The organism is Agrobacterium albertimagni AOL15 (assembly GCF_000300855.1).
GTDB classification, from domain to species: Bacteria; Pseudomonadota; Alphaproteobacteria; order Rhizobiales; family Rhizobiaceae; genus Allorhizobium; species Allorhizobium albertimagni.
Map to the genome: position 1 here is coordinate 85,004 of NZ_ALJF01000009.1, position 15,255 is coordinate 100,258.

A 15,255-nucleotide genomic window follows, 5' to 3' on the forward strand; every position below is an offset into this window, starting at 1 on the left:
GATGCGTTTTCTTCCCGTCAGCCTGACCGTTCTGATCGTCGAATTGAAGGATCTCGACGAGACGCTCGCGCTCTTCGCCTCGCTGGAGGCGGAACCGGTCGAGGGGGTCGTCGACATCGTGCCGGCCGCGCGCACTTTGATGATCCGCTTTCGTCCGGAGACGCTGACGGCGGAAAAGCTGGCGGCGGCGATCAGCACGCGCGACCTCTCGGCCAAGATCGCGCCATCCGACATGCTGGTCGAAATCCCCGTAAGCTATGACGGTGAGGATCTCCAGGATGTCGCTGATCTGACGGGCCTGTCTATTGCGGAAGTGATCGAACGACATACCGCAAGCGAGCTCACAGTCGCGTTCTGCGGCTTTGCCCCCGGCTTCGGTTATCTCGTCGGCGGCGATCCGATGCTGCAAGTGCCGAGGCGCCAGAGCCCTCGGACGAAGATCCCCGCTGGCTCCGTGGCGCTCGCTGGCGCCTTTTCCGGGGTCTATCCGCAGGCGAGCCCCGGCGGCTGGCAGATCATCGGCACCACACCTGTGAAGATGTGGGACCTGACGCGCGAGCCGCCTGCCCTCTTCCAGCCGGGATACCGCGTCCGCTTCTTCGATCTCGCCAAACGTGCGCAGACCACGATCGCGGCCGGCACTTCGGATACGGTCGCGACCGCTGCGGTCGAGCATTCAGCATCCACCACCATCAAGGTCACGGCAGCCCCTGTGCCGGCGCTGGTGCAGGATCTCGGTCGTTTCGGTCAGACGGGCCAGGGTGTCTCCTCCGCCGGTGCGCTGGACCAGGGCGCGTTTCGGGCCGCAAACCGCATCGTCGGTAATCCGGTCGACACCCCTTGTCTGGAAATTGCCATGGGTGGCTTCTCGTTCGAGATTTCCGGCCCTGGCGTGATGGCGCTGACCGGTGCGCCCTGCCCTGTCTCCATCCAGGATGCGAAAGGCCGCGTGACGGAAGCGTCCAGCTATCAGCCCATCTCGCTCGAACCCGGCGATCGCGTGACGCTCGGCTTTGCCGCCCGAGGCGCGCGCAGCTACATCGCCTTTCGCGGCGGTATCCACGTGGCGCCGGTTCTCGGCAGCGCGTCGACCGATACGCTGGCCGTCGTCGGTCCCGACCCGGTCGGCATGGGCGCAGTGATTGCAGTTGGCACGTCCGAGCACAGCCTTTCGCCCGTTTCGCTCACCGAGAGCCCCGCCTTCGACTGCCCCGCACCGGGAGACATCGTCACGCTCGATGTGGTCATGGGGCCGCGCAGCGACTGGTTCACAGAGCACGGGATCGAGACGCTCTCGTCCCAGCTCTTTGAGGTGACGCCGCAGTCGAACAGGGTCGGCATCCGCTTGTCCGGACCAGAGCCGCTGGAACGCAAGGACAAGGCAGAGCTTCCGAGCGAGGGCACGGCGACCGGCGCGATCCAGGTTCCACATAGCGGCCAGCCTGTGCTTTTCCTTGCCGATCACCCGCTGACTGGCGGCTATCCGGTCATCGGCACGGTCGCCGAATATCATCTCGATCTCGCCGGGCAGATCCCGGTGAATGCCAAAATCCAGTTCCGGACCATCACGCGCTTCGCCGAGATCGTGCCCGACAGGGCATGACCCGCAACGCCGCGATGAAAGCCCAAGAAGACAGTGAGGAGACCCCGATGAAGAAAGTGCTGATTGCCAATCGCGGCGAAATCGCCGTGCGTATCATCCGCGCCTGCCGCGACTACGGGCTCCAATCCGTTGCCGTCTACGCCGATCCGGACATGGATGCAGTGTTCGTCAAGTTCGCAGACGAGGCCTATGGCCTTGGGGGCAGCCGTCCCGCCGAGACTTATCTCGACATCGAGAAGCTCCTCGACATTGCGAAGCGGTCAGGAGCCGATGCCGTCCATCCCGGCTACGGCTTCCTCTCCGAGCGCGCCGAATTTGCCCGCGCCGTCCAGGAGGCAGGGCTTGCCTGGATTGGCCCGGACCCGGAAGTCATCGAGGCGCTCGGCGACAAGGTCGAGGCGCGGCGGATCGCGCAGTCGGTGGGTGCTCCACTGGTCGCAGGCAGCGATGGTCCGGTCGAGACCGCTGACGAGGTCATCGCTTTTGCCAAGCAGCATGGGCTTCCCGTCGCGATCAAGGCCGCTCATGGCGGCGGCGGCCGCGGCCTCAAGGTCGCGTGGAAAATGGAAGAGATCGCCGAGCTCTATCATTCCGCCGTGCGCGAAGCGGAGGCCGCCTTTGGTCGCGGCGAATGTTTCCTGGAGCGCTTCCTCGATCGGCCACGCCATATCGAGGCACAGGTTCTGGCCGACAAACATGGCAATGTGCTTGTCCTCGGCACCCGTGACTGCTCGCTGCAGCGGCGCAACCAGAAGATCGTCGAGGAGGCGCCAGCACCCTTCCTGACCGACGCGCAGCGACAGTCGATCCATAACGCTGCCAAGAAGATCTGTGCAGCTGCCGGCTATTCAGGCGCCGGTACGGTCGAGTTTCTGCTCGGTGTTGACGGCACCATCTCGTTCCTGGAAGTGAATACCCGTCTGCAGGTCGAGCATCCGGTGACCGAAGAAACCACCGGCATCGATCTCGTGGTGGAGCAGTTCCGCATTGCCGAAGGCAAGGCACTCGAGGTTCTGGAGACGCCGGCCCCGCGTGGCCACTCGATCGAATTCCGAATCAATGCCGAAGACCCCGGCCGGGGCTTCCTGCCGACACCGGGTGCGATCACCCGTTTCGATGCGCCCTCGGGTCCCGGCGTTCGCCTCGATACCGGCGTCGTCAGCGGCTCGACCATTCCTGGAACCTTCGATTCTCTCATGGCGAAGCTGATCGTGACCGGCGCGACGCGCGAGCAGGCGCTGGCCCGTGCACGAAGAGCACTCGCCGAGTTCAAGATCGAAGGCGTGGCGACCGTCCTGCCCTTCCATCGCGCGGCCATGGAACACCGCGACTTCACCGGAGAAGAAGGCTTTCGCGTTCACACCCGCTGGATCGAGACGGATTTCGCAGAGCCGCTTGCGGCCGCCTCCCGTCCGGAGCCGGTTTCTGATGCATCCTTGATCCGGACGCATGTGGAGATCGATGGCAAAAGACACGAACTGGCGGTCCCAGCCATTTTACTTTCCGGCCTCGGCAATCTCGCTGGCGGACCGGCTGGCAGTGTAGACGCCTCAACCGCCAAGGCGCAAGACAGCCTGAGCATAACCGCGCCCATTTCGGGTACGCTGCAGGCGTTCAAGGTCGAGGACGGGGCAGAGGTGCAAAGCGGCGAGCTGATTGCGGTGATGGAAGCGATGAAGATGGAAACCCAGGTCATCGCGACCCGCGCCGGGCGTGTCAGCTTCAAGAGCGAGGCAGGCGCCTATCTGGCTGCCGGGCAGGAAATCGCGCGCTATCTGGACTAAGTGCTGCGTGCGTTTGGGCTGGTAGGGCTCGCCGAACTGTGTCGGCCAATCTGATCTGAAAAACTGCGCTTGAAACAGCAAAAGGCCCGCCAATGGCGGGCCAAACGCTGAAGTCGATGAGACTTAGGCCTTGTCGACGACGTTCTTCACGGCGTCCTTGGCTTCACCCTTGACCTGCTGGCCATGGCCCTTGGCTTCCTGAGCCGCGCCCTTGGCTTCCAGGCTGTGGTTGTCGGTGGCGTCACCGACGGCCTGCTTGGCCTTGCCTACGAGTTCATTCGTCTTGCCGGAAATCTTGTCGGATGTGGAACCCATTTTCGTTCTCCTTGTTGGCGGTAACGCACAGCTTTCAATTCGCTACCCGGTCATTTCTGCCGGGAAAGTCCATCTCGCGCTGTTCAACGATCCGCTTGCACCTACAATGCTTTAGGGCGCGGTTCGTTCCGATGCTTGAGGCCAAATACCCCTGACGAGATGGGGCCCTAGGGAACACGAATGTGTGAGGCTCCCCCTTTTTCTGCGCATCCGCAGAACACAGAAAAACCGGTGATGAGGTCACCCATCACCGGTTCGTTTGATCCAATCAACCCGACAGTTAGCGCTTGTAGGCGCCCAGACCCGGACGATAGGTCTTGTCGTCGAGGAACTGCTTCAGGCCCTCGGCGCGACCATTGCTCTTGTCGAGGAAGAGCATCTGTTCCAGCTTGGCGTAGATGTAGTCGTCCGCCTGTTCCCACGGCATGTTGCGCACGCGCTTGAACGTATCCTTGGCAGCCTTGAGCACCACGGGGTTCTTTTCGAGCAGGCTTGCACAGAGAGCACGGACGCGGGTCTCGAGATCGGCCAGCGGCACGGACTCGTTGACGAGGCCCATCTCACGGGCCTTCTGGCCGCCGAAGGTCTCGCCCGTCATGATGTAATAGAGCGAGTCGCGATGGTTCATCACCTCGGCCACGGCACGGGTCACGTTCCCGCCCGGCAGGATGCCCCAGTTGATTTCCGAAAGGCCGAATGTGGCTTCGTCTGCGGCGATCGCGAGATCGCAGGACACGAGCGGCGTGAAGGCACCGCCGAAGCACCAGCCGTTGACCATGGCGATGGTGGGCTTCTCGAAATACATCAGGCGGTTCCACCAGCCACCGGACTGACGGCGGCTCTTCAGGACGGCCGCGCGGCCCTTGCCGTCGTTCTCGCGGAAGTATTCCTTCAAGTCCATGCCGGCAGACCAGGACTGGCCAGCGCCACGCAGAACGAGAACGCCGCAGCGATCATCGGCCTCCAATTCGTCCAGCACTTCCAGCATGCGGATGTTGAGCTTCGGATTCATCGCATTGCGCTTTTCCGGACGGTTCAGGGTCACGAAAGCAATGCCGTTGTCGAATTCGACCAGAACCGGGTCTGGCGTGGTGTTTGTCTCAGTCATGATGGCTCCTTGAGGCATTTCTTGGGGCATGAGCCCAGTCGAAGGTGTTCAGCTGTTGGCATGGGCCTGGCGCAGGATATGTTTCTGCGCCTTTCCGGATGCCGTTCGCGGGATCTGGTCGAGAAAGACGATGCGGGCCGGGCGCTTGTAGGACGCCAGACGATGGGCACAATGGGCGAGGATTTCGTCGGCAGAGGGCAAGTCCGCCTGAGCAACGATGAAGGCGACGCCGCATTCGCCCCATTTCGGATCGGGCAGTCCCAGCACGGCAACATCGCGGACCTTGGGATGCGCGCCGATGACGGCCTCGATCTCTGCCGGGAAGACGTTCTCCCCACCGGAGATGTACATGTCCTTGAGCCTGTCCGGGACGTAGATGACGCCCCCTTCACCACGTCGGCCAAGATCCCCCGTGCGATACCATTCGCCAACGAAAGCCCGGGCAGTCTCGCCCGGATTGTTCCAATAGCCCGGCGTTACCGAGGGACCCTTCACCCAGATCTCACCGACCTCGCCATCCGGAACGTCCTGACCGTCATCACCGACCAGCCGCACGGCGAGGAGCGGTGCGGGATAGCCAACACTGCCAGGATGCCGCGCGACCGCATCACGATCCAGAGGTACGTGAATGGTCGTGCCGGCTTCGCTCATGCCATAGCCGTTGACGAGCGGAATGCCGTCTTCGAGGAAGGTCTCGATCAGGGCCGGCGACAGTGGCGCGCCGCCGATGAAGATCGCCTGCAGCGCCTTCAGGGCCTTCGGGTCCCAGGCGGGAGCGTTTCGAAGGGCCGCGGCCATCTGCGGAACCGCGAAGTAGTGGGTAATCCCAAGCGCAGGATCGCCCAGAACGGAAAGGGTGCGGTCGGGCATGAAGCGATCGGAGATGACCAGGCGTCCGCCCATCATCAGCGTCGTGCGGCCGATCGCAACCAGACCGATGGTATGGAAAAACGGCAGATCGCAGAGCGTGACGGAGTGGCTGGTGACTTCACCGACGAGCGAAAAGTTGACGGCCGAGGCAAAGGCATTGCGGCGAGTGATGATCACACCCTTGGGGCTCCCCGTAGTCCCCGAGGTGTAGAGCATGATGCAGGGCGCATCCGCATCCACGCTGGCCGGTTCTGCCCGCGGTGCTGTGGCGACAAGCTCGGCCCAGCCACCTTCGCCTTCAACGGCAATGGTCCGCGGCATTGCCTCGGAGATCTCAGCGAGGACCGGAGCGAATTCTGCATCATGCAGCAGCAGCGAAGGCTCGCAATCGGCGATGATCTGCCCAAGTTCGGCTGCGCCGAGGCGCCAATTCAAGGGCACGAAGACCAAGCCTGCGCGCTGACATGCAAGGCACACGGTGATCTGCTCGATGGAGTTGCGCCCCAGAATGGCGATGCGCTGCATGGCCGGCCGATTGCCAAGGATCTCCAGAAGGCGGTATGCGGCGCGGGCCACGGCGAGATCCAATGTCCCATAATTCAGGGTTCGTCCGGTCGCAACGTCGTAGACCGCTGGTCGCTCCGGCGTCACCTCAGCGCGGTAGATGACGGGATCGTCCGTCTCAAGGCCGACGGCTCCCCTGACTGCCAGAACAGACTTGATTTCAGGCTGCATGCTTGTCCTCCTCATCGCCACCCCTGAGGGGCCTCCTTGACGAATTGTATGCTAAACATACTAATTGACCTCCAAATGTTTGACAAGCGGCAATTTGACTGTTGCAGTCGAAAGTGATCATGAATGAATCAGCAGTTAAGATGCCGCATGATTGGAAGAGCAGCCATGACTCGACACAATGACCTGAAGCCAGCGAATGACGACGATGTCTTCGAAGTGGGCTCACCATTACGCACAGGCCGCCTCGACGACATTCTCGGCTTTCACCTTAGGATGGCGAATGTCGCCATCTATCAGGACTACACGGCCGCCATGGGCGACATCGGGCTGACGCAGAAACAGTTTGCCGTTCTCGAACTGATCGCAGCCAATCCGCGGGTAAGCCAGATCGACATCGCCAACCAGCTCAGCATGGACCGGGCCACGATGATGGCATTGGTGAACCGTCTGGAAAGCCGCGATCTTCTGGAACGGCAGCCATCCCCCGTCGATCGGCGGCGCCAGGAACTGCTGTTGACCGAGGCGGGAGCTGAGGTCTTGAAGCAGGCACGCAACATCCAGCAACAGCACGAGCTGCGCTTCACCTCGCGGTTTTCGCCCGAGGAGCTGGAGCAGTTCATCGAAGGCTTGAAGCGTGTCTATGCCGACATCATCCCACGCAACAGCCAGACCGACTGATCGGTCTTGAGCGTAGACAACATGAAACGGCCGCCCGTGGGCGGCCGTTTCTATTTGGAGATCAGAAGGGATAGTGCTGGTTCGGGTCTTCGATGGTGATCCAGCGCAGCTCCGTGAACTCGGAGATCGCGGCCTTGCCGCCGAAGCGACCATAGCCACTGCCCTTGACGCCACCGAACGGCATCTGCGGCTCGTCGAAGACCGTCGGGCCATTGATGTGGCAAATGCCGGACTCGATGCGCGCGGCAACGGCCAGAGCACGGCGGATGTCGCGGCTGAAGACGGCGCCGGAGAGACCATACTCGGTGTCGTTGGCGACGCGGATCGCTTCTTCCTCATCCTTCACGCGGATGATCGGCTTGACCGGACCGAAGCTTTCTTCCTGATACATCCGCATGTCCGAGGTGACATTGTCGAGCAAGGTTGCTTCGACGACGCTGCCTTCCCGCTTGCCACCGGCAACGAGCTTCGCGCCCTTGGAGACGGCGTCTGCGATCAGCTCGTCCATCTTCTTTGCGGATTCGAGGCTGATGAGCGAGCCAAGCACGACATGGCCCTTCGGGTCACCGGCCGGCAGCTTGGAGGCCTTGGCCGCGAGCTTGGAGACGAACTCGTCGGCGATCTTCTCATCGACGATGATGCGCTCCGTCGACATGCAGATTTGACCCATATTGGCAAACGCACCGAAGGCGGCAGCGTTTACGGCCGCGTCGATATCGGCATCGTCGAGGATGACGAGCGGCGCCTTGCCTCCGAGCTCCAGAAGAGCCGGCATCAGATGACGACCGCACAGTTCGCCGATGATCTTGCCGACCTTGGTGGAGCCGGTGAAGTTGACGCGCTTGACTGCCGGGTTGGTGATCAGGGCTTCGACGATCTGGGCTGCATCCTCGGGCGCATTGGTGATGACGCTGATGGCGCCCGTCGGAAGGCCGGCTTCAACGAGGCACTGAGCGATGAGACGATGGGTGCCAGGGCACTGCTCCGATGCCTTCAGGATCACGGTGTTGCCGCACGCGAGCGGCATGGCGACCGCGCGGGTGCCGAGGATGATCGGCGCATTCCACGGCGCGATGCCAAGGCAGACGCCAACGGCCTGTCGCATGCCCATGGACAGCGAACCCGGCTTGTTGGACGGGATGACTTCGCCCGAGATCTGGGTGGTCATGGAAGCGGCTTCGCGCAGCATGCTGGCAGCAACCATCACGTTGAAGGCGCCCCAATGGCCGGTGGCTCCGGTTTCGGCGACCACGAGTTCGGAGAACTCGGCGGTCTTCGATTCCATGATGTCGGCAGCCTTGAGCAGGATCTTGCGGCGCTCACCGGGGCCGGTCTTCGACCAGGCCGGGAAGGCTGCAGCAGCCGCTTCTACGGCGGCGTTTGCATCCTCGAGGCTCGCGGCCGAGGCCGTGGTCGCCACTTCCTGCGTAAACGGATTGATGCGGGTAAAAGTGCGTCCGCCAGCGGCTGCCTTTTCGGCACCATTGATCAACAGCGACACATGCATATTCATGGATTTTCCTCCTCCATAATCATCAGGTTCAGAAACTGGTCAGTCTTGTTCGACTGCCCCACCCGCTCTGTTGCGATCCTGTTACGATCTTCCACAAGCGGGGTATTAAAAGGACCGGCGGCCTCCCCGATCCGATCTATTTTTGTAAGTCTAACAAACGATTGTTTTTTGACAAGTGGTGCCGCGCAGTCGGGACGTCAATAGGGAAGCCCGACATAGTTCTCCGCCATCGCCGTCGATGCGGCTCTCGAATGGGTGAGGTAATCGAGCTCTGCTTCCTGGATCTTCTGGCCGAAATCTCCGGTATCCGGAAAACGGTGCAGCAATGTGGTCATCGACCAGGAGAAGCGAACCGCTTTCCAGACTCGGCTGAGAGCCCGCGCGGAGTAGGCGTCGAGCGCCGCATCGGACTTCTCCTGGTAATGTTCGAGAAGTCCCTCGATCAGGTAGTACACGTCGGATGCGGCAAGGTTCAGGCCCTTGGCGCCGGTCGGCGGGACGATATGCGCAGCATCGCCGACGAGGAACATCCGCCCGAAACGCATCGGCTCGGCGACGAAGGAACGCAGCGGCGCGATCGATTTTTCGAAGCTCGGTCCTGTGATCATCACCTCTGCGTGATGGGCCGGCAGGCGACGGCGCAGCTCGTCCCAGAAGCGATCATCGGACCACATCTCGACCTTGTCGTCGAGCGAGCACTGAACATAGTAGCGGCTGCGGGTTTCGGAGCGCATCGAGCACAGCGCAAAACCGCGCGGGTGGTTGGCATAAATGAGTTCATGGTTGACCGGCGGCACGTCGGCGAGGATCCCCAGCCAGCCGAAGGGATAGATCTTCTCGAAGGTCTTGATCGCGCCTTCGGGCACTGCCTTGCGGCTCGCGCCATGGAAGCCGTCACATCCGGCGATGAAGTCGCAATCGATGCGCTGCGTGACACCATTCTTCTCGAAGGTGACATGCGGCTGGTCGCCATCGAAACCGGAGGGAACGACATTGGCGGCATCGTAGATCGTCACACCGCCATCATGCTCACGGCGCTCGATGAGATCGCGCGTGAGTTCCGTCTGGCCATAGACCATGACCCGCTTGCCACCGGTCAGATCGAAGAGGTCGATACGATGGTCGCGGCCATCAAACGCAAGGGAGAAACCGTCATGCGGAAGACCTTCCCGATGCAGGCGCTCGCCGACGCCGGCGCGATCCACGAGGCCGACAGTTCCTTCTTCGAGCACCCCGGCCCGCACGCGAGACAGAATGTGGTCCTTGCCGACGCGGTCGACGATGAGATTGTCGATGCCTGCATTGGTGAGAAGCTGGCCGAGCAAGAGGCCGGACGGACCTGACCCGATGATGACGACTTTGGTTCGCATGTTTCCTCCCACAGTGCTGCCAATTTGTCTTTCGACAAGTTTGGACGGCGAGCGCGGTCGTCAACAATGGACGCATCGCGTCTTTTGTTGCACAAATCGAACATGACGAAACGCAAGCACCCAATGCGGGCCTCAATCCCGACTTACGAGCTCTACGGCGAGGACGATCCCGCCGGGTCGCGCTTCTGGGTGCATTGCGAGACGATTCCGGCCCGAAGTGCACTGCATCACTGGGAAATCGGGCTGCACAGACACGAACGCTATTTTCAAATCCTGCTCGTGACAGGCGGCTCCGGCGATGCGGTCTTCGAGGGGGACATTGCCCGTTTCGAACCAATCTCGATCGTCACCGTTCCGCCCGCCATCGGGCATGGGTTCCGCTTTTCGCCGGAGATCGACGGCTACGTCTTCACCTTTCTTGCCAGTCGCCTGCCGGTCCGACCGGGCGAGCCGAGCGCGCTCGGTCAGTTCCTGTCGAGACCAAGCGTGACGCGACTTGCCCCGCAGGATCCGGAGGGGCAGTTGATCCTCTCCCACCTGTTGAGGGTCGCGAGCGAATGGCAGGGGCGGCTTACGGGGCGCACGGTGCTGATGGAAACGGGGCTTGCAGCGGCCCTGGCACTTGCCGCCCGCATCGCCGCCCAGGATCGAACCGAGACCGAAGAGATTGATGACAACGACCGAAGGCTCGAAGCCTTCTCCTCACTGCTGCATCGGGAGGTGCGCAACCATCGTCCGGCTTCGTTCTACGCCCATGCCCTGGGGATCACGCCGACCCATCTCAACCGCGTGCTGAAAGCCAAGACAGGTCTTGGAACGCAGGAGCTCGTGGCGAGGCGGCTGGTCGAGGAAGCACAACGGGAGCTGCTCTTCACGCCCGGCAGCGTCAAGGAAGTCTCGTTCCGCCTCGGCTTTTCCGATCCGGCCTATTTCTCCCGCTTCTTCAGTCGCCAGACCGGGATGACCCCGGCCAGCTGGCGCGCGCAGGAACAGCTACGATTAGGATCCCGGGCAGACAAGGCCTAGCCGTCAAGGCTGGCTGAAGAGGTCGATCAAAACCTGCCGCATCTCGTTCATCGGCCACTCCCTTGTCTGCGTCTCCGGGAGCATGCCGGTGAAGAAACCTTCCCATTCGAAACGGGCAACGAGTTCCCTGTCTGCCGACACGACGTGGATCGGGACGGCGCGCGATGCGTTGGGACCGGTGATGATGGCCGCAGGCTGATGGTCGCCGAGGATGACGAAGACGGTGTCTTCGCCAAACCGCGCCATGTAGCTGCCGAGCGTTTCCAGGGAATAGTCGATCGTCTGGATGTATTGGGCGCGCACACGCTCAGGATCGGCCCAGACCACCCGAGGCGGGTCGCCGCTTTCCGCCTGCGCGTTGAAGATCGAACCGTCGCCGACATCGTCCCAATCGATGAGGCGGGCGACGGGTGTCCAGGGCGCGTGGCTGGAGATCAGCGCCACTTCCGCCATCACTCTCTCGCCGGCTGCCCGGGCAGGGGCTCGGCCCAGTCGCTCGAAGGCTGACAGCGTATATTGATCCGGCATCGTGACCCAGTTGAACGGCTTTCCCTGATAGTCGAGATCGGCGGCCGCCAGAATTTGCCGATATCCAAAATAGACCGCCTCCGGCCAATCCATGGTAATTGCCGGCATGACGGCAATGCTCTTCCAGCCAGCTTCGACAAACAGCCTGTTGAGGCTCGGTTGCTGGCTGATCATCAAGCGGTCGTAGCGCGCCTGACTGTCGACCCAGAGGCCGGAGAGGAGCGTTCCATGGGCAAGCCAGCTGAGCCCGCCAACGGTCGGAGCGGTGACCCAGGCACTGGCAGAGGCAAGTCCGGCGCGTTCGATCTCGGTCTGGACGCTTTCCAGGCGTGGTCGGGTGATAGAGGCATATCGCGGATCCTCTACCGCCGAGCGTCCATAGGACTCCACGAAGATCAGCACGAAATCCTTGTCCCTGACGCGTCCGAAGAGCCCGGCGCCATTGCGAGGCCCCTCGCCCCGGGACAGAGCGGTTTCGAAGACATGCATGTCCTGAACGGAGCGGATGACAAGCGTCAGTCGATTGTTGAGGTAAGAGGGCATGCGCGCCTCGACACGGGGGGTATTCAGGAGGAACGCAATCCCGCCGAAAAGTGTGATCGCCACCAGAGACAGAACCAGCCAAGAGCGTGCGGGGCGTTGGATTTCCGTCAATCGCGCTGCGGCCCATAGAAACAATAGAAGAACGACCAGCAGACCGAGAAGGGCGGCTGCGACAGCCGCAAAGGCGGCGAGCGTTCCGACGGTTCCGGAGAACAGGTTCCAGCCGTCCGCCATCATCTTGATATCGAGGTAAGGATTGAATGGGCGCTGAAAGGCCTCCCGGGTGCCGATGTCGGCTACCTTCAGGAAAAGGATAAGAAGCAGCACCAGCCCGCAGAGAAATCCGATCGGCCGGCGCAGGATGCGCGGGACTGCAAGCAACAGCAGCAGCAGCAGCGGCCATTCGAGCGGCAGGCGGGCGAAGGCCTGAAAAGTAATTGCATCGAGCCGATCCGGCAGGGTGAAGGCAAACCAGGCGATCACCGTCACCACGAAGGCGCCGAGATAAGGCTTCAGCGTTTCGGCTGACTTCATGACCCAGTCACTCCGCTTCCGAGAAGGGCAGATCGATTGCACGCGAGAGGATTTGCAGTCATGAAGGTCCGCTGCCTCTCTTTCCGCGTATAGGACAGCAAACGACCACTCACCCTCGACGAAAGCCCCGCCGCTTGCCCATTCTGCGTTTCCTTGCTCCCGTTGCGTTGATCGCGCTCCTGGCATTCCTCCTGTCTAGAACGGATTTGACCGCGTTGGGAGACGCCTTCTCGCAGATCTCCGTCACGCATGTGATCGCTGGTCTCGCTCTGGTGCAGATCCAGATCATCGTGTCGGCGCTGCGCTGGCGCTTTACCGCGCGCCGTCTTGGCGAAGCGTTCCCGGCGAGCGTCGCGATCAGCGAATATTACGTCGCGAGCCTCCTCAATCAGAGCCTTCCGGGCGGTGTCGCCGGTGATGCCGTGCGCGCCTACCGAATGCGCAATGCCGGCGCCGGCGGCTGGAAAGGGCCCGCCAAGGCCGTGGTATTCGAGCGGCTTTCCGGCCAGGCCGCATTTTTCGTTCTGGCGCTTTCGGGCCTGTTCGCCTGGCCGCTTGTTCTCGGAGGGGAGGATGCCGGGCGTCAGGCCTTGCTGCTGGTGCTCTGCTTCTTGCTGTTTGCCGCCGCAGTCTGCGCGGGCCTGTTCATCGCGAAGCGCCGGTACAAAGGGTCCAGCCATATCGGCGATGACCTGTTGCGCGTATTCATCCGCCGCGGCGCGCTTCCGATTCAGGCTGGTCTGAGCCTCGTGATCGTCGGCAGCTACGTTGCAACCTTTTTCCTTGCAAGCCATGCCGTCGGTGCCTCCCTGCCCTGGATCGCTGCTTTCACGATCATTCCGCTCTGTCTGATCGCCATGCTGATCCCGGCCGGTTTCGGAGGCTGGGGCACACGGGAAGCCGCGGCCATGGCGCTCTGGCCGTTGCTTGGCGCCACGGACAGTCAGGGGCTGGCAGCGAGCATCGTTTATGGCGGTCTCTCTCTGGCCGGCGCCCTGCCGGGTCTCGCGATCCTGTCGACCGAGGCCATCCGCGGAAAGCCGCGTCGCGCCTGAACGCCCTGTCATCGGGTCTCTATCCGGGCGTAAACGTCGCCGGATTGCGCTTCAGGGGGCATCTGCGACAGCTCGACCAAAAGTTCATCTGCCGACTTCCAGCGATCCGACACAAACCGATGCTGCTCTCCGACGACACGGTTGAAGCGATAATTGCCGATGCCCATCAGACGATCGATCGCGTTGGACGCAACGGAGGGCATCGCGGGAATGTATTCGAAGGCGATCAGAGGTATCGGCTTTGAAAGGCCGTAGAGAATTTCCGCCTCCGCACCCTCGACGTCGATCTTGCAAAAGGCGGGCATGCCGTATTTCGCGACGAGATGATCCAGCGTCACCATGGGCACCGTGACCTTGCGGTCCCAGACGACCTGCGAAAAACCCTTGCTCTGCTTGACCGTCTCGACGAAGCGGCTGGAAATGCTTGTGACCGTCGGATGGCGGCTTGAGATCAGCAAATCGATCTGCCCGGCGGACCGACCGACGGCCGCCCGTTCGAAGCCGGTCAAGGCGCCTGCAAAGCGGTTTTCGATGAAGTCCGCAAAAGCCGGCTGCGGTTCGACGGCGACGACTTTTGCCCCGAGCTTCAACAGGGTGCTGCTGCGGCTGCCGACATGAGCTCCGATGTCGAAGACGAGATCGCTGGGCTTGACGATCGACGCATAAAACTGCCGCAGCGCCGATCTGCGCCAAGGCTGGCCGTAGTAAACGACGAGCGAGCGGGCGAGCCCGAAGGATGTTGAGAGGCGCTCGGTGAGACTGGTCATGGCGTGACGGGCCGACGCAGCAGGTAGAACACGTCCACCGTAAACGAATAGGCGAGCGCCAGAAGCGCGACCGCTGCTATGGCGGTCGAATAGGGAACGGTCACGAAGGGGATCAGGATCAGGCAGAGAGCAGAGATCTGGATCACGCAGACAAGCTTGCGTCGGAACGACGGGAGGAGCTCGCCGTTCAGCTTCGGCATCACCCAGCCTGCGGCCACGAAGCCGTAGCGCATCAGGCCGATCAGCAATACCCAGAGCCCAGCCTTTTCCAGGAAGGCTGCGGCGACGGACAGGACCAGGATCAGCAGCGCATCGACTTCCATATCGAAGCGCGCGCCGAAGGGCGATTCATGGCCGTAGCTTCGCGCAAGATAGCCATCGACCCCGTCGAGCGCCAAGGCGATCAGAACCACGCCGGCGAGTGTCCAGAGTGCTGTATCGGTGGCGGCGAGACTGTCGAAACAAAGAACGGTCGCGCCAGTCAGGCTGACGAGACAAGCGCGAAACGCGGTGACGAGATTGGCCGGGCCGAACTTGCGATGGGGGTGATCCGGCAGAGCATAAACCACCAGCGCAAACATCAGCGCGAGCGACAGAATGACCGAGGCCACGAAATCCCAGCCGAGCGGCAGGTGAAAGGACACGACCACCGCGACGACCGATGTGCCGACGAGCAGGCCGGAGAGACCGGCCAGCGTGTTCATCAGCAGTCCGCGACGCTGCCGCAGCATTGCGACCCAGTCGAGCTGGGCATCTGCCCATGGCCGACCGAAGCCATCGCCGCCAAGCCGTTCAGGCTCGCTTGCCATCTTGCAATCCTCCCTGC

General features: G+C 62.2%; 13 protein-coding genes. 5 read left to right on the forward strand and 8 right to left on the reverse strand.

Features of this window, described 5'->3' with window-relative positions:
• Position 1: 1 nt before the first annotated feature.
• Together QWE_RS11665 and QWE_RS11670 are read left to right on the forward strand one after the other, a co-directional pair.
• On the forward strand, positions 2-1,603 hold the full coding sequence (locus QWE_RS11665; protein WP_006726325.1) for a 5-oxoprolinase subunit B/C family protein: 1,602 nt from the start codon (positions 2-4) through the stop codon (positions 1,601-1,603).
• 47 nt (positions 1,604-1,650) lie between these two features.
• Positions 1,651-3,387 carry an acetyl/propionyl/methylcrotonyl-CoA carboxylase subunit alpha gene (locus tag QWE_RS11670; RefSeq protein WP_006726326.1) on the forward strand — a complete coding sequence of 579 codons (1,737 nt, stop codon included), beginning with the start codon at positions 1,651-1,653 and terminating at the stop codon, positions 3,385-3,387.
• Between the two features lie 123 nt (positions 3,388-3,510).
• Here QWE_RS11670 and QWE_RS11675 read toward each other — a convergent pair whose 3' ends face one another.
• From QWE_RS11675 to QWE_RS11685, 3 genes are all read right to left on the reverse strand, one after another.
• Positions 3,511-3,702, reverse strand: a complete 192-nt coding sequence (locus QWE_RS11675) for a CsbD family protein (RefSeq protein WP_006726327.1) — start codon at positions 3,700-3,702, stop codon at positions 3,511-3,513.
• A gap of 280 nt (positions 3,703-3,982) precedes the next feature.
• Positions 3,983-4,810, reverse strand: coding sequence for a p-hydroxycinnamoyl CoA hydratase/lyase (locus tag QWE_RS11680; RefSeq protein ID WP_006726328.1), 828 nt, complete (start codon positions 4,808-4,810; stop codon positions 3,983-3,985).
• Positions 4,811-4,858: 48 nt separating this feature from the next.
• Positions 4,859-6,415 carry an AMP-binding protein gene (locus QWE_RS11685; RefSeq protein ID WP_006726329.1) on the reverse strand — a complete coding sequence of 519 codons (1,557 nt, stop codon included), beginning with the start codon at positions 6,413-6,415 and terminating at the stop codon, positions 4,859-4,861.
• Between the two features lie 165 nt (positions 6,416-6,580).
• Here QWE_RS11685 and QWE_RS11690 point away from each other — a divergent pair, with 165 nt between their 5' ends.
• Positions 6,581-7,093, forward strand: coding sequence for a MarR family winged helix-turn-helix transcriptional regulator (locus QWE_RS11690; RefSeq protein ID WP_006726330.1), 513 nt, complete (start codon positions 6,581-6,583; stop codon positions 7,091-7,093).
• Positions 7,094-7,154: 61 nt separating this feature from the next.
• On the opposite strand, the gene QWE_RS11695 is transcribed toward QWE_RS11690, so the two are convergent.
• Together QWE_RS11695 and pobA are read right to left on the reverse strand one after the other, a co-directional pair.
• Complete coding sequence (locus QWE_RS11695) at positions 7,155-8,600, reverse strand: aldehyde dehydrogenase (protein WP_006726331.1); 1,446 nt, start codon at positions 8,598-8,600, stop codon at positions 7,155-7,157.
• A 203-nt stretch (positions 8,601-8,803) separates the two neighbouring features.
• Positions 8,804-9,976, reverse strand: coding sequence for a 4-hydroxybenzoate 3-monooxygenase (pobA, locus tag QWE_RS11700; protein ID WP_006726332.1), 1,173 nt, complete (start codon positions 9,974-9,976; stop codon positions 8,804-8,806).
• Positions 9,977-10,099: 123 nt separating this feature from the next.
• Between pobA and QWE_RS11705 the strand changes: the two genes are divergently transcribed.
• Positions 10,100-11,002, forward strand: coding sequence for a helix-turn-helix domain-containing protein (locus QWE_RS11705; protein ID WP_006726333.1), 903 nt, complete (start codon positions 10,100-10,102; stop codon positions 11,000-11,002).
• 3 nt (positions 11,003-11,005) lie between these two features.
• Here QWE_RS11705 and QWE_RS11710 read toward each other — a convergent pair whose 3' ends face one another.
• Complete coding sequence (locus QWE_RS11710; RefSeq protein WP_006726334.1) at positions 11,006-12,607, reverse strand: alkaline phosphatase family protein; 1,602 nt, start codon at positions 12,605-12,607, stop codon at positions 11,006-11,008.
• Between the two features lie 134 nt (positions 12,608-12,741).
• On the opposite strand from QWE_RS11710, the gene QWE_RS11715 reads away from it, so the two are divergent.
• Positions 12,742-13,662, forward strand: a complete 921-nt coding sequence (locus QWE_RS11715) for a lysylphosphatidylglycerol synthase transmembrane domain-containing protein (protein WP_040300044.1) — start codon at positions 12,742-12,744, stop codon at positions 13,660-13,662.
• Between the two features lie 8 nt (positions 13,663-13,670).
• On the opposite strand, the gene QWE_RS11720 is transcribed toward QWE_RS11715, so the two are convergent.
• Positions 13,671-14,429 carry an FkbM family methyltransferase gene (locus QWE_RS11720; protein WP_006726336.1) on the reverse strand — a complete coding sequence of 253 codons (759 nt, stop codon included), beginning with the start codon at positions 14,427-14,429 and terminating at the stop codon, positions 13,671-13,673.
• On the reverse strand, positions 14,426-15,238 hold the full coding sequence (locus QWE_RS11725) for a CDP-alcohol phosphatidyltransferase family protein (RefSeq protein ID WP_006726337.1): 813 nt from the start codon (positions 15,236-15,238) through the stop codon (positions 14,426-14,428). Before QWE_RS11725 ends, QWE_RS11720 begins: the two co-directional genes overlap by 4 nt.
• Positions 15,239-15,255: the final 17 nt, after the last annotated feature.